Consider the following 21539-nt stretch of genomic DNA (forward strand, 5'->3'; position numbering starts at 1 on the left):
GTACCTCATGAATAAATTAGTTGTTCTTGTTTTTACCGTGCTGGCCTTTGCTGCCTGTAAACAAACATCACAGAAACAAGTCATATCTGAGGAGGAATATTCTAGACCCAAAGGTTCGTATCAAAAAAACATAAAGGCCATTGCCACAATTGAAACCTACGATCATTACAATCGACAATTAAAAAGAGGTTATGGTTTTTATATTTCAGCCAATACCTTGGTTACAAATTTAGATTTAATAAAAGGTAGCTATAAAGCAAAAGTTACCCCAATTGGAACGGATGCTTTCACTGATGTGGCTGGCTACACGGCTTTTGACATTGCGAACAACCTGGTCATCATTAAAACCTGGAAGGAGAATTTAAAATACATCCATCTAGAAAAATCAGTGAGGAATATTCCTGATTCCGTAGCTAGCTTATATCGTAAATCGAAAAATATTTATTTACCCAAAACAGCAGTATCTGCAACCAAAACCGATTCATCCACCAACTATATTTTAAGTAAAAAAATATCATCTGGTTTACCTGCCTTTACATTTATGCATCACCCAGTTGGTATGGTTCAAAATCTTAAAACAGATAGTGGTCGGGTTTCGTACCTTGTACCATCTAGCACCATTGAAGCACTTAGCAAGCAACAGCTAAAACAACAGAAAGCGATTTACGACCTCAGGAATAAAACCAATAAAGTATATCCTTCTTATAAAAATATTAGTGGTTTTAAGGTACATACAACGGCAGGTAATTTTACGCTTCGTTTATATAACCAAACGCCAACTTTTAGAGATAATTTTATCAAACTAGTCAGTGATCAGTTTTACGATAGTTTACTCATTCATCGTGTATTAAAAGATTTTTTAATTCAAACAGGAGCGGCGGATAGTAAATATGCAAAAAAGGATGATATAGTAGGATGGCAAGGACCAGGATATAATTTAAAAACTAAAATTATTGATGGCCTTTACCATAAAAGAGGGGCTATAGCTGCGTCAAAAATGCCACCTGAGCGAAACCCCAAAGACAGGTCTGATGGATCTCAATTTTATATTATATCAGGACGTGTTTTTAATATGGCCGAGTTACAGGAAATTGAAAAGGATAAAGGAATCAAATTCACTTCTGCTCAAATTAAGACCTACACAACAATTGGAGGAGCTCCACATTTAGATGGCGAATATTCTGTGTTTGGAGAAATTACTTCGGGCATGGAAGTAGTAGATAAAATTGCTGCCGAAAAAACCTACGCTGTGGATAGACCAATAAAGGATATCCGTATAAAAGAGATTGAAATTTTAAAGAAGTAAAGCAGCTCAAAAATCAATATTAAAGCGCTTTGGTTTAGCTGTATTAACCACAATTTGTACTTTCTTATCTTTCAACTTTAAGAACTTTCAACTTTAAGAACTATTATTGATTCCTTTTATTAAATTTGCAGATTCAGAATAACGATAAAAAAGCCAGCAATGCTTGATAAAATAAAAGCTTTACGCGAAGAAATAAAGCAACTTACAGCTCAATCGGCTGAGGAAGCAGAACACTTAAGAATTAAATACCTGAGTAAAAAAGGTATTGTATCGGAACTATTTAACGACTTTAAAACTATACCTAACGAACAAAAACGTGAGGTAGGACAAGTTATTAACGTGCTTAAAAACGAGGCTCAGGAATTTATCAATTCGCTAAAAGAGCAGTTTACCAGCACGCAAGTAAAAGGTACTGGTGTTGATTTAACGCTTCCTGGAACATTGATGAAACTAGGTAGTCGTCACCCCTTGTCGTTAGTGCGTAACGAAATTGTAGATATTTTTGCTCGCTTAGGTTTTAATGTTTCTGAAGGTCCTGAAATTGAGGATGATTTTCATGTGTTTACCGCATTAAACTTTCCTGAAGAACATCCGGCTAGAGATATGCAAGATACTTTCTTTATTGAGAAAGATCCAGATGTGTTATTACGAACACATACTTCTTCTGTACAGGTGCGTGTGATGGAAAAAAAGAATCCACCAATTCGTTCTATTTTCCCTGGTCGTGTATTTCGTAACGAAGCAATTTCTGCCAGAGCACATTGTATTTTCCATCAGGTAGAAGGTTTATATATTGATGAAAATGTTTCATTTGCGGACTTAAAACAAACATTGCTTTACTTTGCAAAAGAGATGTTTGGTGAGAAAACAGAAATTCGTTTACGTCCATCATATTTCCCATTTACAGAACCATCTGCAGAAATGGATATTTCGTGTACGCTATGTGGTGGAAAAGGATGTAACGTATGTAAGTATACCGGATGGGTAGAGATTTTAGGTTGTGGAATGGTCGACCCTCATGTATTAGAACATTCTGATATTGATAGCGGGAAATATACTGGTTTTGCTTTTGGAATGGGTATAGAACGTATTACAATGCTTAAATATCAAATTAAAGATATTCGTTTATTCTTTGAAAATGACGTTCGCTTCTTAGAACAGTTTAAAGCAGATATTTAGCGAGTAATCGCATAGATAAATATATCACAAGGTCGATTCATAATTTGAGTCGACCTTTTTTATGCTTCATGAATAACAATTAGAGCAGCACCCTGCTCTTTAGCTGAAACTACTTTGCTTCGCAAGGAGCGCTATTCTTGGCAATTAAAGCAGCCACTACCGCAGCTCTTAAACCACCATCAATATTAACCACCGTTAAATTAGGCGCACATGATGCCAACATAGACGTAAGAGCAGCTTCTTTGGCTCTAAATCCATAACCCACTGAAGTAGGAACACCAATAACTGGCAGAGCCACTAAAGACGCCACAAAAGGGGCCAGTGCACCTTCCATACCAGCCACCACAATAACAGCCTTCGCATTTTTCTCAACACCATGTTTAATGGCTTCTAACACACGTGTAGGATGAGCAATTCCTCTATCCTCAAAAACAATGGGGTTTACGCCAACAGCTTTTAAAATAATTTCACATTCCTCACTTACTGGATGATCAGCTGCTCCAGCACTCACTACCAAAATATGACCTTTCGCTTTAGGAAGTTCACCAATAACTAGCACGTTATCGCTTTTTATTACCGGATGATTATACTCAAAGTGCTCGGCCAGATCGTTATTAAACTTACTTCGAGAAATAACCACACGTGGATGCTCTTTTAATATATTAGTAGTTAGCTCAATGGTTTGTTCCAGCGACTTATATTCTCCATAAATAATCTCAGGAATATTAGTGCGCATACCTCTATTAACATCTAAAATATAGCGACTTGCGGTTTCCATCCAATCTAAAGAAAAATGCTTTTGTGCATCTTCTTTGCTTATTTCACCAGCTTGTATTTTATTAAATAGTTCGTCAAAAGTCATTTTAATCGTAGTTATAAATTAGTCCTAAATCTATTAAGCCTTATTAATTCTGTTATCGTAAGCATTTGGTCTGGATGGTTTTAAATCAACTGTTGTAAATAAGGCAGATTGCTCACCCATTGTTATTAATTCATTTCTAAAGTCGGCATCAACAATAGCCCTAAAACTATCTTCGGATGATAATTCAATCCTAATATGGTCGGCATCATCAATTCTACACCTCACATTAAAATCTCCTGTTTTAGCAATAACTGCCTGTTCAATTGCTCTAAGCACTTGCAATGATCCATCCAACAAAGGCACATCATAATTAATACGAGTGGCTAAACAACTTTCTAAGTCAGCAATATCTTTATTGGCTCCCATAAAAATAGCCATTTCTTTTGCTTCCGCAGAAGAAATATCCAGTTCTGCCAAAGGAGAAATAACCCCATATTCATTCAATGCTTTTCTACCAGGACGATAGCCTGTATCACTACCGGTAGTACCATCTATAACTTTACAGGATGAATTAAGTTTACGAATGGCTGATATAATCTGTCCTTTACAATAATAACATCGATTGGTTGGGTTTTCAATAACCGATTCTTCTGGCTTCAGATGAATTATCTGTAAAGGTTCACCGCCCATTAAATTAACCTGCTCTCTAATCTGCGCCTCATCTGCTCTACCAAACCCATTATTAATCCACACTGGCTGAACACGAACCCCTCCTCTAACTGCAGCACCCAAAATAGCACAACTATCCAGCCCGCCAGAAAACATTAAGTAGCTTTCTCCTATTCCTTTTACCCTTGAAATTAAGGCGTTTAATTTATCCATAAATGCAAAATAACGGTTTTGGAACAATTATTGAGTTAACACGATGTAAAAATAAAAAGTTTGAGAAGTGTATGTATTGTTTTTTAACGAACACCACTTATGTAGTTACATATATTTCATTAACTTACAGTGTTCATCATCATTTTTTTGAATGTGCATAAAAAATTCCATTTGTATAATCACAATGGTTTTATAATTTTTAACCTTTCATACCCCAATTGGCAAAATTAGATTTTATGGAGAAGAATGGATTTATTGGCATGATTGAGCATGCCTTAAAAACACATAGCAATCAAACCGCATTTAGCGACTATCAAGGATCAAGCTATACATATAATCAGGTGAGTGAACGTATTTATTGGATTCATGAGCTTTTTAAAAAGTGCGACATTAACAAAGGAGACAAAGTTGCATTAATAGGCAGAAACCTTAGCAACTACGCCATTACCTATTTGGCTACCGTTTCGTATGGAGCTGTTGCGGTACCAATTTTACCCGACTTTGGTAGTAACGAAATCCATCATATTGTAAATCATTCGGAGTCTAAACTTTTGTTTTCCACCGATTTAATATTCAACAAAATTGATGATAATAAGATGCCTCATATACATGGCATTGTTAGTATTGAATCGTTTAAACCTTTATTAAAAGGGAAAGGAAGCCTAGCTGGTTCCATTGATTCTATTCAAATTCCAGATGATTTTAGTGTGAATATGATTGACTTCCCTCAGATTGATCAGGAGGAGTTGATGGTGCTCTCCTACACCTCTGGAACTTCAGGGTTTTCAAAAGGAGTGATGTTGCCACACAGAAGCATATGGTCGAATGTACTTTATGCACAAGAGCATCTTGAACTAAAACCCCAAAACAGAATAGTTTCCTTTTTACCGCTAGCACACGCCTACGGTTGTTTATTTGAATTTTTATGGCCGTTTACCGTTGGTTGTCACATCACATTTTTAAGCAGAACGCCTTCTCCACAAATTATTACAGAAGCCTTTCAAAGTGTAAAGCCGCATTTAATATTGGCTGTACCGCTAATTTTAGAAAAGATATTTAAGAAGCGTATTCTTCCTGTATTAGAGAAGAATCCTGTAAAAACATTAAGCAAAATTCCGATACTTAATCAGGTTGTTTATCAGAAAGTGAAAAAGCAACTAGTAGAAGTTTTTGGGGGTGAATTCCAGCAAATTATCATTGGTGGTGCTGCGTTAAATAAAGATGTGGAAGATTTCCTACGTAAGATTGGTTTTCCTTTTACCATTGGCTACGGCATGACCGAGTGTGGTCCGCTTATTAGTTACGAACCTTATGACACTATTCAACCCCGATCTGCAGGTAGATTAGTAGATAGAATGGAAGTTAAAATAGACTCAACAGATCCGTTTAACGAAGTTGGCGAAATAATGGTTAAAGGCGTTAACTCTATGCTGGGTTACTATAAAAACCAGGAAGCCACCGAAGCAAGTTTTGATAAAGATGGCTGGTTACACACTGGAGATTTAGGAGTAATTGACGAGAACAATTTCATCTTTATAAAAGGCCGAAGTAAAAACATGATTTTAAGTGGTTCTGGCCAGAACATTTACCCCGAAGAAATTGAAGCTAAACTCAATAACATGGAGTATGTGCAGGAGTGTTTGGTACGAGATATGGGTGATGGAAAATTAGAAGCATTGGTTTACCCAGATTACGAAAGAGCCGATAGCGAAAATTTACGGGAGAAGGAAATCACCGCAACCATAGAGGGACTTAAGGCCATTATTAATGCCGAATTACCCGCTTACATGAATCTTTCGAAGGTAACCTTGTTTCCTGAGGAATTTGAGAAAACACCCAAGAAAAGTATTAAGCGATATAAGTATACTAAATAATAAAATATCAGTTTATTACAAACAAAATAGGGAGCCGAATATCGACTCCCTATTTTTTTGCGCCAACATAAACGGTTGACCTATATTCTAAGAACTTTTTTTAGTATCTGTAATGATCCGGCTTATAAGGTCCTTCAACAGGTATACCTAAATAATCGGCTTGCTCTTGTGATAATGTAGTTAGTTTCACACCTAATTTATCTAAGTGTAAACGTGCTACTTTTTCATCTAAAACTTTAGGTAAAGTATAAACATTATTGTCGTACTTACTAGCATCAACATGTAACTCAATTTGAGCCAATACTTGGTTGGTGAATGAAGCTGACATTACAAAACTTGGGTGACCTGTAGCACATCCTAAGTTTAATAAACGACCTTCAGCTAAGATCAATACCGAATGACCATCTTTGAAAGTAAACTTGTCGTACTGAGGCTTAATGTTTGTACGTACAATACCGTCAAACTTCATCAATTCAGCCATCTGAATTTCATTATCGAAGTGACCAATATTACCTACAATAGCCATATCCTTCATTTTTGACATATGGTCTGCTGTAATAATATCTTTGTTTCCTGTAGTGGTTACGTAAATATCGGCATACTCTAAGGTATCTTCAACAGGAAGAACCTGATAACCTTCCATAGCAGCTTGTAAAGCACAAATAGGATCGATCTCAGTAATAATTACACGAGCACCTTGACCTTTTAACGACTGAGCACAACCTTTACCCACATCACCATAACCACATACTACAGCAACTTTACCTGCAAGCATCACATCTGACGCACGCATAATACCGTCAGTTAATGAATGACGACATCCGTATAAATTATCGAACTTCGATTTTGTAACAGAATCGTTTACATTAATAGCAGGGAATGGTAATTTACCGGCTTCAGCTAATTGATATAAACGGTGAACACCCGTTGTAGTTTCTTCGGAAACACCGCGGATCGCTTCTCTTTTTTGCGTCCATAAGTTCGGTGTTTCGGCCAATGTTTTTCTACAAAGATCAAGAAATACACCTTCTTCCTCAGAATGCTTGTTAGGATCGAAAGCAGGCACCTCTCCAGCAGCTTCAAACTCTGCACCTTTAACAACTAACATAGTTGCATCACCACCATCATCTAAAATTAGATTTGGACCGGATCCATCAGGCCAAGTCAAAGCTTGAGCTGTACACCACCAGTATTCCTCAAGTGTTTCACCTTTCCAAGCGTAAACAGGCACACCTTTAGGAGCATCAATAGTTCCTTCTTTACCCACAACTACTGCGGCAGCAGCATGATCTTGGGTAGAGAAAATATTACATGATACCCAGCGTACATCCGCACCAAGTTCAACAAGAGTTTCAATTAAAATAGCAGTTTGAACGGTCATATGAAGAGAACCCATGATCTTGGCACCAGCCAAAGGTTTCTTTCCTTTATACTCATCTCTTAATGCCATTAAACCTGGCATTTCAATTTCTGCTAAATCCAATTCTTTTCTTCCAAACTCGGCTAATCCAAGATCAGCTACTTTATATGGAAACGAATCTGTTAATATTTTTGACATAACAATATCTTTTAATTTTGATGTGCAAAAGTAATAAAAAAGTAAGGTTTTATACTGTTTTATATCAGCATAATTGCAACGGTTCCAAAACCTTTCTTATCGTAACTTCATCCAGCTTAAGCTGATGAACTAAAGCATCTAGACCATCAAACTTTTTTTCGTCTCTAACCTTAGAAATAAAAGTTACTTCTATTTCTTCTGAATAAATATCTTGATTAAAATCGAGGATATGCACCTCAATGGTTAATGCTTTATCTGAATTAACAGTTGGCCTAACCCCAATGTTTAACATACCACCATAAGGTTTACCCATAACATGAACCAAACAGGCATATACACCAGATGACGGTATTAACTTATAATGTTCGTTTGGGGTGATATTAGCGGTAGGATAGCCCAACTTACGACCTAATTTTTGTCCTCCTTTTACCGTTCCGAAGATAGAGAAACGATAACCCAAGAGTTCATTTGCTTCCGCTATTTTACCTTCTAACAAATATTCTCGAATTACAGTAGAGCTTATAGATGTTTCATTTTTAAACACTGCATCCACCTTAGAGATACCAAAGCCATGCTTTTCACTATATCCTTTATATGCGTTAAAATCTGCAATACGATCCTTTCCAAAACGGTGATTATAACCTACTACCAAATGACTCAACCCTATTTTCTTAATTAGAATATCTGTGATGAATTGTTCTGCTGTGAGGTTGGCTAACTCTTTGCTAAATGGCAGAAGAATCAAATTATCTATTCCTTTTTCGCTGATAATTTTTGTTTTCTCATCCAGCGTCGTAATAAACTGGAGATCGCTGGTGTCTTGTTGTAACACCAACCGTGGGTGTGGCCAAAACGTTAAAACAGCGCTTTTTGCATTCTTCTTCTTTGCCTGATCTACCACATGTTCAAGCAACTTGGCATGACCTTCATGAACACCATCAAACATACCAATAGTTAGCACTACATTTTTATCAGTAAAAGAATCTGGATCAGAATAGATCTTCATGCGCTTAATTTTTGATTTGCTTCGTGGGCAAAAATACCGTAAAAATTGAGAAAACTATAATTACTGCAAAACAAGTAACACCAATAGAAAACTAAAAATTGATATGGGTAGTTCTTTTGCAAAAGAATAGGACAAGATTTACAAGATTAACAGGACTCAATTTTTAAGGAGATATCTTCATATTGATGAAGCATTTTTTCCTCCATGATGGAGTTATTTTTTCATACCTATAAAAATATTCCTTCATAGGTATGACCAATTAATAAAATCAAAAACACAAATTTATTGCAAAAGGAAATACCATCTAGACTTTAAATATTATGAAAAAATTAAATAAAGAAGAACATGTAAAAACATTAAATAATCTTTTGACCTGTTTTCACAAGAATTAGAATTAGTCAAGGTGTGAAATTTACATGGTACTTATAGCCATACTGTGACGAGCTAGATTACAAACTAAGCACATCCTTTAATAGTTTATACCCACTTTTGCTCACCTTCAGTTTACAGTTTTCGTTTACAATGGCCACATAACTTTCTTTATCGTATTGCTCTATTTTATTTATTTTAGAGATATTTAAAATATAGGACCGATGAATGCGAACGAATTGTGCTTTATCCAAATTTTCTTGAAAGTGCTTCATGGTGGCTGATTTGATAAACTTGTTATCTGCTGTATGAATAAAAACATAATCATCGTCCGCCTCAATATAAACCACCTCGTTAACTGGAATTACGTTTAACTCTGAACCCTTTTTAACCACTATTCTGGTTAATCGCTCATTTTTTAATTGATGTGTTTCTTCAACCGTTTTTGAAATAACCTTTTTATTTACCTTTTCTTTACCATCGATGGCTTTTTGCAATGCGGCATCAAACCGTTCTTCGCTAAAGGGCTTTAATAAATAATCGATAGCATTTAACTCAAATGCCTTTAGCGCATACTCATCGTAGGCCGTTGTAAAAATTACAAAGGGAGGATTATCAATTACTTCTAACATTTCGAGTCCGGTAACCTTGGGCATTTGAATATCTAAAAAAATAACATCAGGCTTAAGTTCCTGAACTACTTTTATGCCTTCAAACCCGTTGGAAGCTTCTCCCAATACATCAATATTATTGTGCTTTTTAAGGTAGGCCTTAATTAAATTTCGAGCAGGAAGCTCATCATCAATGATTACAACGCTTATTTTATGACTCATAACTTACCAATTGAGGACATGTTAGCACTACCTTAAAAACCTTTTTTGTTTGGGTAAGCTCTACCAAATCTGATTTATTATAAATACTATACATTCGCTTTTTTATATTACTCAAGCCAATACCTTCCCCTTTGTTTACCAAGGCATCTTGCTCGTATTCGTTTTCAACAGATATCACCAAATCTCCACTTTTCATCTCTGCTTTTACCGCAATTAAAACAGGCTCTAACGAATCGTAAACCCCGTACTTAATGGCATTTTCTAAAAGTGGCTGTAGAATTAAAGAGGGTAACTTTTTAAGCTTGCATTCTTCATCCACATCGAGCTCAAAGATAATTTTATCACCAAATCTTACCTTTTCAATTTCAATATATCGTAAGGAATTATCCAGCTCTTCGCTGAGCATTAAAAGCTCTTGATTATTTTTTAATGAATAACGCAGAAAATCCGATAGTTCAGTAATCATTTTGCGAGCTCCCTGAGGTTCTGTTATAGTTAATGAACTAATGGAGTTTAAGCTATTAAATAAAAAGTGCGGATTTAATTGCGACTTTAAGGCATTCAACTCCGCCTCTTTAAGTAGCCCTTTTAATTTGCTCTGGTGTTGTTTTTGCTCCTGCAGATTATCGGCATATATCAACACAAAATATACCGATAGGAACGACAGAAATATAAAACACCCCGTTAAAATCCGAACTAAAACATAACCTGAACCAACAGTCAAATCGAGCTCGGAATAGTATTCAACCGAAGAAATTAAAGAGTGACTTATCAAATACCAAATACCAATATAAATACCCCCAGTAACAATAAATTGAATGCTATTATAAACAATTCCTTTGCTTTTATCCAGATAAAAAATAGGATACCAAAGCGGTAAGGCTAGGAGCAAAATAACCAAGTTATATACACTGGCATTGATAGCAGCATTAATTATGGAAGTTTTGAAACCGTATCGTAAAACAAAATAATCTAAGATTATTAATACCAGTCCTACCAGCCAATATGCACCTACTATACCTCTATTTGCAAAAACAGGATGACGCATATAATCTGAAATTTAGCTATTAAAAGTTACGTAATTCACCACCTCCAAAAATGGCTGCTCCTTTAATCACGAGTGTTTTTGTGTTTTCTCCAGGCTCCGATTCATAAATTCTTTTATCGGCAAACCCACCGAAAATAGAAACCACCTCCACACGTACACTCCAATCGCGCGGCACAGTAAGTTTAGAACCTCCAAAAATAGTGGTTAACTCAATCACTGCACCTTCGGGCGATATTTGCGCATTCTGTAGGTTAATCTCTGCGCCTCCAAAAATACAGGTTATTTCGCCGCCTTTAAAGTCATCGCTTTCAATTTTAGTAACGCCGCCACCAAATATTGAAACTACATCCACCACATCTTCTTTACTCGATGAAGAAAACCAGTTTGATGATGCCTCGCCACCTTTTTTACCAAAGATAAACACCACACCGGCAATAATTAGCAATGCTGGCCAGTACATAAATATATCCCTAAAATGAAAACCATTTACCACATGAGGTAAAAGAAAAAATGTACCTACAGAAATTACAATTAAACCCGAACCAAAATCTTTACGGATAATTTGAAATATTCCCACAACAATAAGAATGCTTGGCCATCTGAAGAAGGTATGATAAATTTCGTGAGGAATAAGCCCTAAGTTGCCTAATAAAAGAAATCCACCAACTATTAATAATATAAGTCCTAAACTTGCTTTGCCTTTGTTAAATATCTTTTCCATCGTTTTAAGTTTTTAATGATTATGCCAACAAATATAGCGTGTACATTATCTCCATTAAAAGGTAAATCGGTAAATCGGCGCAACTTTTCGGTAAATGGAGAAAGGAAAAAGGCAGAATATTTACTGTAAACATTCCGCCTTATATTTTATTCAAACTTAAGTTCAAAAATTAAACCTTATTTAAGTGGACCTTAAAGGTCTTTCTGAGTCTAAATTTCTCGAAGTACCTAATAATGTTTCGCAATACATCAAAATATAAAGTCCAGTATAAAATAAAGGTGCTTAGCCAAATAACCAACACATTATAAAAGGGGGTAGGAATAATGATTCCTGCAATTGTTTTGGTAGGTGCAAAAAAGTGAGCACGCCCCCAATAAGAAGAGCCATCTCGTAATACGGGTTCCTTTTTGGAGATATACTCTCCATTTTTTAACACAATTTGCTTTAGCACACCCTTATTCAGTACTAAGCCTGCTAACTTATTATTATGATATTCTTGCTTTAGATTAAAGACTTCTTCCTTGCCACCCAACTCTTCTGTAAGAGATTTATAGGTCTGGTCTTTATGTTTTCGAGTTATTCTATATTGATTCTGAAAATAGGTAGCCAAGCTATCTAATACCAACTCTGTTTTTTTAATCTTAGCTTCAGTTAAATCTCCAACATAGCTTTGTAATTGAAAAGGTGTTTGAAGGGCTACGTTGTTATGCATCTTTCCCAACTCAATATTTACTATAGAATTATGCGCATTAGCAGCTTCCAGATTTCCTGATTTAAAATTGGTTTCGCAACTGTGGTTATGCTGCTTTAGTTTGGGTATAAGTAATGAATTATAATATGAAGCTTGACTTATTTTTTCCTCATCTTCAAAAAAGTGCTTTTCGTATTTATTGTTGGCAAACTGATTTACGGCCAAGGCTTCATAGGCCCATCGTGCTGTCATTACATCCGCAATTCGCGGCACATAATCTTTGGTTGATATGGAGTTATGGAGTTTATCAAAGTCGACAATTACTCCACTAAAAAGCAACTGAGGCACCAACACGAGTGGAATTAAAATATAAATAGCTACCACCGATTTTAAACCGCTACTGATATTCAATCCCAGCATATTAGAAAAACATGCTGTAGAAAATAGTATCAGCCAATAGCTAAAATGAAGACCTTTAATTTCGAGAATATAATTACCTATAAGCACCAAACTGAGCGTTTGTACCGCCGATATGCCAAATAGAATCATGATTTTACTATTCAAGTAACTCGATCTACTTAAATTTAGAAATCTCTCACGTTGCAATAGCTTTCTATCCTTTATAATTTCCTCTGCACTTACATTTAAACCCAAGAATAAGGCCACCACTACTGCCATAAAAAGATACGCAGGTATATTATCATTTTGACTGAAAATATACTCGTTAGCATTCGATTCGGTGCCAATGATAAACTTTGTAAAATAACCCAGAATCAATGCCAACAAAGGAGCTTCCAGAAAATTAATCATCATATATTGCCTATCCTTCCATTTAGATAAACTATCTCGGTAAGAATATATCATAAACTGCCTTAACCTTCCTGGTATATTATATAGGTTAGGTGGCAGTTCTTCCTTTTCTTCTGGCTCCTTAGAATTCTTCCAGTCAAACGTGCTCTCAATTTCTTTTTGATAGCTTTCGTACCATTCAACAGGCTTCGTTTTTCTTTCACGAATCAATCGACCATTGGGGTCAACCATACGCGCTTCAATGATACGCAAAGGCTGTTCTACCTTAACATTACCACAAAGGTAACATTCGCTATCCTCAGGATTTACGTAATGCGCACTTTGCTTAAAATACACAATGGCATCCATAGGATTACCATTATAAATAATATATCCACCTTTATCAATAATCAACAACTTATCCAGTAACTTATATAAGTCGGATGATGGTTGATGGATATTGATGATCACTAGTTTTCCCTTTAAAGTCTGGCGTTTTAGCAACACCATTACTTTTTCAGAATCCATAGAAGATAAGCCTGAAGTAGGTTCATCTACATACAGGATAGAAGGTTCTCTAATCAGCTCAAGTGCAATATTTAAGCGCTTACGCTGGCCTCCACTTAATATTTTATTTAAAGGATTACCAACTACTAAATCACGTGCTTCAACCAGGTCAAAGTCCTTCATCGCTTCTTCAACCAATCGATCGATTTGCGGTTTAGTGAAATCGCTAAAACACAGCTGCGCATTAAAAAATAAGTTCTCAAAAACGGTCAGTTCTTCTATCAGCATGTCCTCTTGAGGTACATAACCGATTACCCCTTTTAGCTCTTCCTTATTTTCTTGAACATCTAATCCATTTATTCTTAAAGAACCACTCGTTAGTTTGTAATTACCATTTAATACATTCAGCAGTGTAGATTTACCTGTACCACTGCCTCCCATAATACCCACCAATTGCCCCGATCGTCCAGTAAAAGAGAAAGGATGGATACCTGTTTGTTTATCATTAAACTTATAAACAACATCCTGGGCTGTTAGCATTATTCGGCCTCTATCAGCCTTCTGCACAAAAACCTCAGCAACCTTGCCATAATATACAGGAGCCATTCTGGAAGTTTTAACAACCGAACCAACCGATAATATATATGAGTTGTTACGCTCAACCATATGACCGTTTAGGTAAAGGTTTCGGTCTCCTGAATATCTAAAAATAAAAGTATGCGTACTTTGAATATAAAGCACCCAAACGTAAACTTGCTGTTTTTCGTTATATATGTGTTTGAATTCTGGTAGTGGAGGCTCTTCTTGGCCACTTATCACCAAAACTTTTTCACGATTACTAACCTCCATAGGTCCGTTTAGGATAAAGGTTTTTAGTAACTCGTAGTCTTCCGGATCAATCATCATACCATCCGATAGTTTGTCCACCACCTGATTGGCAATTATGCTGGTCTTCTCCTCTTTGCGCATAAACTCAAAGAGCTGCACAAACAACCAAATTTTCGATTCACTCTCCAGTTCTTTATTTAATTCGTCGCAAATAGAAGTTATTTGATTGTAATTATCTGATGACTGTTGTTCTACTTGAGACTGTATAGGACTATATGAATATTTATGAAACGATTGTATATAAAAATTGAATCTTTGCAAATACTGATCTACATATTCTCTATTGAAATTGCGCAGTAATTCCTCTTCAATTAATTTACGAGCACTATCAAGCCTACTCTCTTTCCTTACGTTAGTAAGCAAAGCATACAACTTCATCAATGCATCCAATAATGTTTCGCTCATAATAATTATAGTTGTTTTAACTACCCCTGCTATACCTTATAATTGGTATAAAAATACAATATACTCTATAAAATCAGCTATTTATACAGGCAAATAAAACATGATGGTATAAAAAAAGCGATCATAGAATGATCGCTTTAGTGATATCCTGTTCTTGCTTACTTAATTAGCAGCAATAAATTTCTTTCTAATTTTTAATGATTCTTCAGCAATTTGAATCATCTGCTCTTGTGTAATGGCAGTATCCTCAATTCCCGAATAGATATTAGCCATAGTTGACAAATCTTGGATTGTTTCTGCAATACCTTCATCATCCTTATACTTAGATAAGATTTCCATTAATTTTAATAATGGTTCTTTTTGCTTTAAGATGATAGTAACCATCTCTTTGCTATTGAATGTTTCTTCAGAGATATGCGTTGCAATGTATAATCCTTCAACCCAAGCACCAGCCATAACTAAGGCAGATACAGCAGCTCTATCATGAGCATTTAAGAAATCATACGTATCATAAAACGAATTCGTAATTAAGTCTACTAAAGCTTCCTTATTATCTTCGTTAGCCTCAATTTGCTGTGGTAAATCTTCGCGAACTGCAGCATTTAAATCTAAGCCTTCTAACATCTTTCTTGAAGCATCAATAAAGTTTACAGTTTCTTGCTTTTGATTATAAGTACTTGCATAACTTAAGTCTCCACCAAAGATTCCTAAATTGATAGCCATATCTTTTTCAGTAGTATACTTATCAGCATTTGCTGGATTGTTGGCTAAGTCGAAAATGTAAGCTGCTTCAATTTTATTTAGCATCTGTACAATTTCGTAAGAAGTAGGAAGAGGATATACAAATTCTCTCACTTTAGTTTCCACTTCTTCTTTTTCAATTAGAACAGTTTCTGATTTCTGCCCTTTTTTAGACGTGCCATTGCAAGATGCAAAACCAATCATAACTGCTAATAACAATGAGGCTACACCCCAAAAATTTAAACTTTTTTTCATGTGTATAGGTTTTACTATATAAGTAAATCAGTGTATTTAAACCTTAATTTTTAACACTTAAGTGTTTGTTTATTTTTGAATTGCTACAAATATAATTTATTTCAAAAACAAATTGATTTTTGTTGTTTTATTTTTCTAACAAATCAACATTTATTAGCAATATATAGCAGATTTTAATCAGAATACTCTCCTGCATAAGGAAATTTAAGATCCTTAAGCATCATTTGAAGGGTTGATCGGCCGTTATAAACATTTTCTTCAATGGTATAACAAATATCAAAGGGGTTACCTGTTTGAAGTTGATCTAAATATTTACCCATAGAAAAAGCAATACCCTGTTTTATAGAACCTGATTTTTCCTCAATCAACTCTACCTTCAGATGATCTTGATCTTTTCCTACCTTTTTACTTGTACCGTAATCAAAGACTCTTTTTGTAACAAACACAGGCCTTAAGTTTCCTGGTCCAAACGGACGGAACTGCTTTAAAATACGAAAAAACTTATCATTGATATCCGTTAAACCAATCACCTCATCTACTTCAATTTGCGGTATCAGCTGATCTGGAGTGATATGATTGGATACATATTCTTCGAACCTTCTGGTAAATTCTGGAATATTTTCAATTTTTAAGGTTAGCCCTGCAGCATACATATGTCCACCGAAGTTCTCCAATAAATCACTACACGAGTCAATGGCTTTATACAAATCAAAACCATCTACCGAACGAGCCGATCCTGTTGCAAAACCTTTTGATTCCGTTAAAATAACCGTAGGGCGATAATACGACTCAGTTAGCCTAGAAGCTACAATTCCAATAACACCTTTGTGCCACTCTGGCTCAAAAAGCACTGTCGCTTTTTTACTTTTAAGCTCATCGCTATTCGCAATTAAATCCAGCGCTTGCTGCGTTATATCTCTATCAAAGCCTTTACGCGTATCGTTACATTTATCAATATCGATACTCATACTATTGGCTTTCTCTTCGTTGTCACTTACTAATAAATCAACAGCATCTCCACCCGAATCTATTCTACCAGCAGCATTAATTCTTGGGCCAATTTTAAAAACAATATCGCTAATGGTAATTTCGCGACCTTGCATTCCTGCCACTTTAACAATATGCTTTAATCCAATACCTGGATTAGTATTTAGTTTTTCTAAACCAAAATGCGCTAGAATACGATTTTCTCCTGCAATAGGAACAATATCAGAAGCAATACTCACCGCCACTAAATCAAGAAGATCATACAACTTGGTATGATCTAAATCTCGTTTAACACAAAAGGCCTGAATAAATTTAAAACCAACTCCGCAACCCGAAAGGTTTTCATCAGGATAAGAACAATCAGCTCTTTTAGGATCTAAACATGCTGCCGCATCAGGCAACACATCACCTGGTGTATGATGATCGCAGATGATAAAATCTATACCGCGCTCTTTTGCATATTCCATCTTTTCAACGGCCTTTATACCGCAATCAAGCGCAATAACCAAAGAGCACTTTTCTTCGGCAAAATGATCGATCCCTTTATAGGAAATACCATAGCCCTCTTCGTATCTATTGGGAATATAAAAATCTATGTTTTTGAAGTACGAACGCAAAAAAGAATATACCAAAGCAACCGAAGTGGTTCCATCCACATCGTAATCACCATATACAATCACTTTTTCATTGGCATCAATCGCTTTTTCAAGCCGATCAACGGCCTTATCCATGTCCTTCATCAAGAAAGGATCATAAAGTTGATCCAATGATGGACGAAAAAACGCCTTGGCCTCATCATAGGTATCGATACCACGTTGAACTAGAAGATTTGATATAAACCTGTCTACATTAAGCACTTCACACAGGTGTTTTATCTTTTCTTCGTCACCAGTATCTTTAATATTCCATCTTTTTTCCATGTTGTAATTGAGGCCTTTTTTGCGAGGTTAAATTTTCCTAAAAAAAATGGATTTTCAAAGCTCGATACCGTTTAATATATTGATTTTACAAGCGATTGCGATTGGTAAGGAGGTAAACCAAACCAGTATCAAACAATTAGCAGGTTAATTAAATGTTAATTTTTAATTCAAACACACGTTGTATATGTCCTAATAGCTTTCGCTTAATTTCCTCGAAATTTTGCTCCTCTCCAAGCTCTTTCTGTAAAGAAGTAACACCTTTGTCGACAAATCCACAAGGATTAATATGATTAAAATAACTTAAATCGGTATTTACGTTTAAGGCAAATCCATGCATGCTCACATATCTACTTGCCTTTACTCCAATAGCACAAATCTTACGCGACTTTCCAGGCACATCAGTATCTAACCAAACCCCAGTTGCACCATCTAATCTAGCACCTTTTATTCCATATTCGGCTATACAATTGATGATAGATTCTTCCAACAGGTGAATATAACTTTTTACAGTTAATCCCAATTCTTCCAAATCAAAAATAGGATAACCCACAATTTGGCCTGGTCCATGATAGGTAATATCTCCACCTCTATTACTTTTATAATAAGTGGCATTTATCTGCTTTAAAAACGCATCATTTATTAAAAGATTATTGACCGCACCACTTTTACCTAAAGTATAAACATGAGGATGCTCACAAAAAAGTAACTTATGAGTTATTTCTTTAGGCTTATCAGCATTCTCACGATTAAAAAGCTTGGTATCAATAATGGCATTAAAATTTTCTTCCTGATAATCCCAAGCCTTTTTATATTCTACAGAGCCTAAATCTTCAAACTGAGTTTTTGCATTCATAATAACTTAATCTTTTAATGCATTAATGTGTTTTTCGGCATGATAAGAAGAACGGACCATCGGACCACTCTCAACGTACTTAAAACCCAATTCTAAACCAAACTTCTCGTATTTGGCAAATTGCTCAGGTGTTACATATTCTTCCACTGGTAAATGCTCTTTACTTGGCTGTAAATATTGCCCAATAGTAAACACCTTTACACCTGAAGCATAAGCGTCTTTCATAGTTTGAAAAACCTCTTCTTCTTTTTCGCCAATACCTACCATAATGCCAGTTTTAGCAACCACACCAGCATCCGAAATATATTTAAGTACATCTAAACTTAAGTCATATTTGGCTCTACTCCTAATAATAGGCGTAATCCTTCTCACCGTTTCTAAATTGTGCGAAATAACCTCTGGTTTTGCATCAATCACTTTTTGTATTAGATGATGAAGTCCATTAAAATCAGGAATTAAAACCTCCTGCGTGGTGTTAGGATTTGTTTCTTTCACCTTTAAAATGGTTTCGTGCCAAATATTAGCACCACCATCCTCTAAATCATCACGATCTACCGAAGTAATAACCGCATGCTTGAGTTTCATGATTTTAATAGAACGTGCAATTCGTAACGGTTCTTTTACATCAACGGCTAATGGTTTACCGGTTTTCACATTACAAAACTTACATGCTCTGGTACAGATATCTCCCAATATCATAAATGTTGCCGTACCCGCGCTCCAGCACTCAGCTGCATTGGGACATTTTCCGCTGGTACAAATAGTATGTAATTTATTATCTCGGATGGTTTGATTCATCCATTTATAATCTTCGGTATTGGGAAGTTGTATTTTTAACCAATCTGGTTTTTTAGTTCTTATCTTCATCTCACTCTGAATAATTATGCCTACAATATTAATTAATCTATCGACTTTTACCTATGAAAAATATTAGGTTTATGCTTTCTTCACTGCATCAATATCACCAATAAACATTAAAAAATAAGTTAAAGTTCATTGCCTATATGTTATATATCTTCAATATTAAAGGTTATTGATTATCTTTGCATCGATTTTTCTATAATTTTTACTTGTTATAGTTAATGCTATCTCATTGAAAATGTGCTTTTGATGGTGTTTTTTCTTTGAGAATCTTTAAAAATATTTAATAGATAATAATTGGTATGAGTGCCGTTGAACTAAGCGAACAGGAATTAATCAGACGAAATAGTCTGGAAGAATTAAACAAATTGGGAATAAATGCATTCCCTGCGGATGAATTCGAGATAACCCACTATTCGGAAGATATAAAGAAACAGTTCGAAGCAAACGAGGAAGAGGAAGGTTTGAAAGATATTACTATGGCTGGTAGAATTATGAGCCGTAGAATTATGGGAAATGCTTCTTTTGCTGAAATCAAGGATCAACAAGGCCGCATTCAATTATATTTCCGCCGCGATGATATTTGCGAAGGTGACGACAAAACCATGTATAATACCGTATTTAAAAAGTTATTAGATATTGGTGATATCATTGGTATTCGCGGATATGTGTTTAAAACACAAATGGGCGAAACTTCGGTTTATGTAAAAGAGTTTAAAGTATTAACTAAATCGTTAAAGCCACTTCCTATTGTAAAAGAGAAAGATGGTAAAACATACGATGCTTTTACTGATCCTGAATTACGTTACCGTCAGCGTTATGTTGATTTAATTGTGAACGATCAAGTAAAAGATACCTTTTTAAAGAGAACGAAAATCATCAATACGATGCGCGATTTCTTTAATGACAAAGGATATATGGAGGTAGAAACTCCGATTTTGCAAGCTATACCAGGTGGAGCTTCGGCACGTCCGTTTGAAACGCACCACAATGCACTTAACATCCCATTATATTTAAGAATTGCCAACGAACTTTATTTAAAACGATTAATTGTTGGTGGATTTGATGGTGTTTACGAGTTTGCTAAAGATTTCCGTAACGAAGGAATGGACAGAACCCATAATCCGGAATTTACGGTAATGGAAATTTACGTGGCTTATAAAGATTATAAGTGGATGATGAATTTCACGGAAGAGATGATTGAAAAAGTAGCTCTTGCATTACACGGTACAACTAAAGTACAGGTGGGCGATAAAGAGATTGATTTCAAGCGTCCTTTCAAACGCATCTCTATGATTGATTCTATTCAGGAACACACTGGTGTGGATATTAATGGAATGAATGAAGAGCAACTGTTTAAAGTGTGTGCTGACTTAGGTATTGAAACAGATCCATCAATGGGTAAAGGAAAGTTGATTGATGAGATTTTTGGTGAGAAATGTGAAGGTAGTTATATACAACCTACATTTATTACGGATTATCCTGTTGAGATGTCGCCTCTTTGTAAAAAACACCGCGAAAATCCTGAGTTAACAGAACGCTTTGAGTTGATGGTGAATGGTAAAGAATTGGCTAATGCTTATTCTGAGTTAAATGACCCAATCGACCAATTAGATCGTTTCCAAGATCAGTTAAAGCTATCTGAAAAAGGAGATGACGAAGCTATGTTTATTGATATGGACTTTGTTCGTTCTTTAGAGTATGGTATGCCTCCTACATCTGGTATGGGAATTGGTGTAGATCGTTTAGCTATGCTAATGACTAACCAACAGTCTATTCAAGAAGTTCTTTTATTCCCTCAAATGCGCCCTGAGAAAAAAGTGGAAGCTGATGGACCAGAAAAATATGTAGAACTGGGAATGGCACAAGAATGGGCCGAAGTAATCATTAAATTGGGCTACAAAAAAGTGGATGCAGTAAAAGAGGTTAAGCCTACTAAGTTGCATCAAGAAATGTGTGGATATAACAAAAAGAATAAATTAGGATATAAGAATCCATCGCAAGATGACGTTAAAGCTTGGTTAGCTTAAGCGGAAATCTTAATTTTAAGGCGGATAAGCACAA

General features: G+C 35.5%; 16 protein-coding genes. 4 read left to right on the plus strand and 12 right to left on the minus strand.

Features of this window, described 5'->3' with window-relative positions:
* Nucleotides 1-7: 7 nt before the first annotated feature.
* Together A8L32_RS09385 and pheS are read left to right on the plus strand one after the other, a co-directional pair.
* Complete coding sequence (locus A8L32_RS09385) at nucleotides 8-1306, plus strand: peptidylprolyl isomerase (protein WP_066630083.1); 1299 nt, start codon at nucleotides 8-10, stop codon at nucleotides 1304-1306.
* 159 nt (nucleotides 1307-1465) lie between these two features.
* Nucleotides 1466-2485, plus strand: a complete 1020-nt coding sequence (pheS, locus tag A8L32_RS09390) for a phenylalanine--tRNA ligase subunit alpha (RefSeq protein ID WP_066630084.1) — start codon at nucleotides 1466-1468, stop codon at nucleotides 2483-2485.
* Between the two features lie 109 nt (nucleotides 2486-2594).
* Here the strand turns inward: pheS and larB are convergent, their stop codons facing one another.
* Both larB and A8L32_RS09400 read right to left on the minus strand, forming a co-directional pair.
* Nucleotides 2595-3347, minus strand: coding sequence for a nickel pincer cofactor biosynthesis protein LarB (larB, locus tag A8L32_RS09395; RefSeq protein WP_066630086.1), 753 nt, complete (start codon nucleotides 3345-3347; stop codon nucleotides 2595-2597).
* A gap of 33 nt (nucleotides 3348-3380) precedes the next feature.
* Nucleotides 3381-4169 carry an adenine nucleotide alpha-hydrolase family protein gene (locus A8L32_RS09400; protein ID WP_066630088.1) on the minus strand — a complete coding sequence of 263 codons (789 nt, stop codon included), beginning with the start codon at nucleotides 4167-4169 and terminating at the stop codon, nucleotides 3381-3383.
* 236 nt (nucleotides 4170-4405) lie between these two features.
* On the opposite strand from A8L32_RS09400, the gene A8L32_RS09405 reads away from it, so the two are divergent.
* Nucleotides 4406-6043, plus strand: coding sequence for an AMP-binding protein (locus A8L32_RS09405; RefSeq protein ID WP_066630090.1), 1638 nt, complete (start codon nucleotides 4406-4408; stop codon nucleotides 6041-6043).
* Between the two features lie 100 nt (nucleotides 6044-6143).
* Here the strand turns inward: A8L32_RS09405 and ahcY are convergent, their stop codons facing one another.
* The 10 genes from ahcY to lipA form a co-directional block, all read right to left on the minus strand.
* Nucleotides 6144-7601 carry an adenosylhomocysteinase gene (gene ahcY / locus A8L32_RS09410; protein WP_066630092.1) on the minus strand — a complete coding sequence of 486 codons (1458 nt, stop codon included), beginning with the start codon at nucleotides 7599-7601 and terminating at the stop codon, nucleotides 6144-6146.
* 64 nt (nucleotides 7602-7665) lie between these two features.
* Nucleotides 7666-8607, minus strand: coding sequence for a bifunctional riboflavin kinase/FAD synthetase (locus tag A8L32_RS09415; protein ID WP_066630094.1), 942 nt, complete (start codon nucleotides 8605-8607; stop codon nucleotides 7666-7668).
* 449 nt (nucleotides 8608-9056) lie between these two features.
* Nucleotides 9057-9809 carry a LytR/AlgR family response regulator transcription factor gene (locus A8L32_RS09420; RefSeq protein WP_066630096.1) on the minus strand — a complete coding sequence of 251 codons (753 nt, stop codon included), beginning with the start codon at nucleotides 9807-9809 and terminating at the stop codon, nucleotides 9057-9059.
* A complete protein-coding gene (locus A8L32_RS09425) occupies nucleotides 9799-10857 on the minus strand; it encodes a sensor histidine kinase (protein WP_066630098.1) in 1059 nt (352 codons plus the stop codon). The genes A8L32_RS09420 and A8L32_RS09425 overlap by 11 nt, the downstream gene beginning before the upstream one ends.
* 19 nt (nucleotides 10858-10876) lie before the next feature.
* Nucleotides 10877-11578 (minus strand): LiaI-LiaF-like domain-containing protein, encoded by a 702-nt coding sequence (locus A8L32_RS09430; protein ID WP_066630100.1) that lies wholly within the window; start codon nucleotides 11576-11578, stop codon nucleotides 10877-10879.
* 169 nt (nucleotides 11579-11747) lie between these two features.
* Entirely contained in the window at nucleotides 11748-14858 is a 3111-nt protein-coding gene (locus A8L32_RS09435) for an ATP-binding cassette domain-containing protein (protein WP_066630102.1), read from the minus strand.
* Nucleotides 14859-15020: 162 nt separating this feature from the next.
* Nucleotides 15021-15854: a hypothetical protein gene (locus A8L32_RS09440; RefSeq protein WP_066630103.1), complete on the minus strand. Its 834-nt coding sequence runs from the start codon at nucleotides 15852-15854 to the stop codon at nucleotides 15021-15023.
* 173 nt (nucleotides 15855-16027) lie between these two features.
* Nucleotides 16028-17761: a single-stranded-DNA-specific exonuclease RecJ gene (recJ, locus tag A8L32_RS09445; protein ID WP_066630104.1), complete on the minus strand. Its 1734-nt coding sequence runs from the start codon at nucleotides 17759-17761 to the stop codon at nucleotides 16028-16030.
* Between the two features lie 148 nt (nucleotides 17762-17909).
* Entirely contained in the window at nucleotides 17910-18614 is a 705-nt protein-coding gene (gene lipB, locus A8L32_RS09450) for a lipoyl(octanoyl) transferase LipB (RefSeq protein ID WP_066630105.1), read from the minus strand.
* A 6-nt stretch (nucleotides 18615-18620) separates the two neighbouring features.
* Complete coding sequence (lipA, locus tag A8L32_RS09455) at nucleotides 18621-19481, minus strand: lipoyl synthase (RefSeq protein ID WP_066630107.1); 861 nt, start codon at nucleotides 19479-19481, stop codon at nucleotides 18621-18623.
* 296 nt (nucleotides 19482-19777) lie between these two features.
* Between lipA and lysS the strand changes: the two genes are divergently transcribed.
* A complete protein-coding gene (gene lysS / locus A8L32_RS09460) occupies nucleotides 19778-21505 on the plus strand; it encodes a lysine--tRNA ligase (protein WP_066630109.1) in 1728 nt (575 codons plus the stop codon).
* Nucleotides 21506-21539 lie beyond the last annotated feature (34 nt).

It is taken from the genome of Labilibacter marinus, assembly GCF_001659685.2.
GTDB lineage: Bacteria > Bacteroidota > Bacteroidia > Bacteroidales > Marinilabiliaceae > Saccharicrinis > Saccharicrinis marinus.

Bases quoted from the DNA above. Each gene is read 5' to 3' on its own strand.
- A8L32_RS09385 (WP_066630083.1), top strand. From the start codon at position 8: ATGAATAAATTAGTTGTTCTTGTTTTTACCGTGCTGGCCTTTGCTGCC.
- pheS (WP_066630084.1), top strand. From the start codon at position 1,466: ATGCTTGATAAAATAAAAGCTTTACGCGAAGAAATAAAGCAACTTACA.
- larB (WP_066630086.1), bottom strand. From the start codon at position 3,347: ATGACTTTTGACGAACTATTTAATAAAATACAAGCTGGTGAAATAAGC.
- A8L32_RS09400 (WP_066630088.1), bottom strand. From the start codon at position 4,169: ATGGATAAATTAAACGCCTTAATTTCAAGGGTAAAAGGAATAGGAGAA.
- A8L32_RS09405 (WP_066630090.1), top strand. From the start codon at position 4,406: ATGGAGAAGAATGGATTTATTGGCATGATTGAGCATGCCTTAAAAACA.
- ahcY (WP_066630092.1), bottom strand. From the start codon at position 7,601: ATGTCAAAAATATTAACAGATTCGTTTCCATATAAAGTAGCTGATCTT.
- A8L32_RS09415 (WP_066630094.1), bottom strand. From the start codon at position 8,607: ATGAAGATCTATTCTGATCCAGATTCTTTTACTGATAAAAATGTAGTG.
- A8L32_RS09420 (WP_066630096.1), bottom strand. From the start codon at position 9,809: ATGAGTCATAAAATAAGCGTTGTAATCATTGATGATGAGCTTCCTGCT.
- A8L32_RS09425 (WP_066630098.1), bottom strand. From the start codon at position 10,857: ATGCGTCATCCTGTTTTTGCAAATAGAGGTATAGTAGGTGCATATTGG.
- A8L32_RS09430 (WP_066630100.1), bottom strand. From the start codon at position 11,578: ATGGAAAAGATATTTAACAAAGGCAAAGCAAGTTTAGGACTTATATTA.
- A8L32_RS09435 (WP_066630102.1), bottom strand. From the start codon at position 14,858: ATGAGCGAAACATTATTGGATGCATTGATGAAGTTGTATGCTTTGCTT.
- A8L32_RS09440 (WP_066630103.1), bottom strand. From the start codon at position 15,854: ATGAAAAAAAGTTTAAATTTTTGGGGTGTAGCCTCATTGTTATTAGCA.
- recJ (WP_066630104.1), bottom strand. From the start codon at position 17,761: ATGGAAAAAAGATGGAATATTAAAGATACTGGTGACGAAGAAAAGATA.
- lipB (WP_066630105.1), bottom strand. From the start codon at position 18,614: ATGAATGCAAAAACTCAGTTTGAAGATTTAGGCTCTGTAGAATATAAA.
- lipA (WP_066630107.1), bottom strand. From the start codon at position 19,481: ATGAAGATAAGAACTAAAAAACCAGATTGGTTAAAAATACAACTTCCC.
- lysS (WP_066630109.1), top strand. From the start codon at position 19,778: ATGAGTGCCGTTGAACTAAGCGAACAGGAATTAATCAGACGAAATAGT.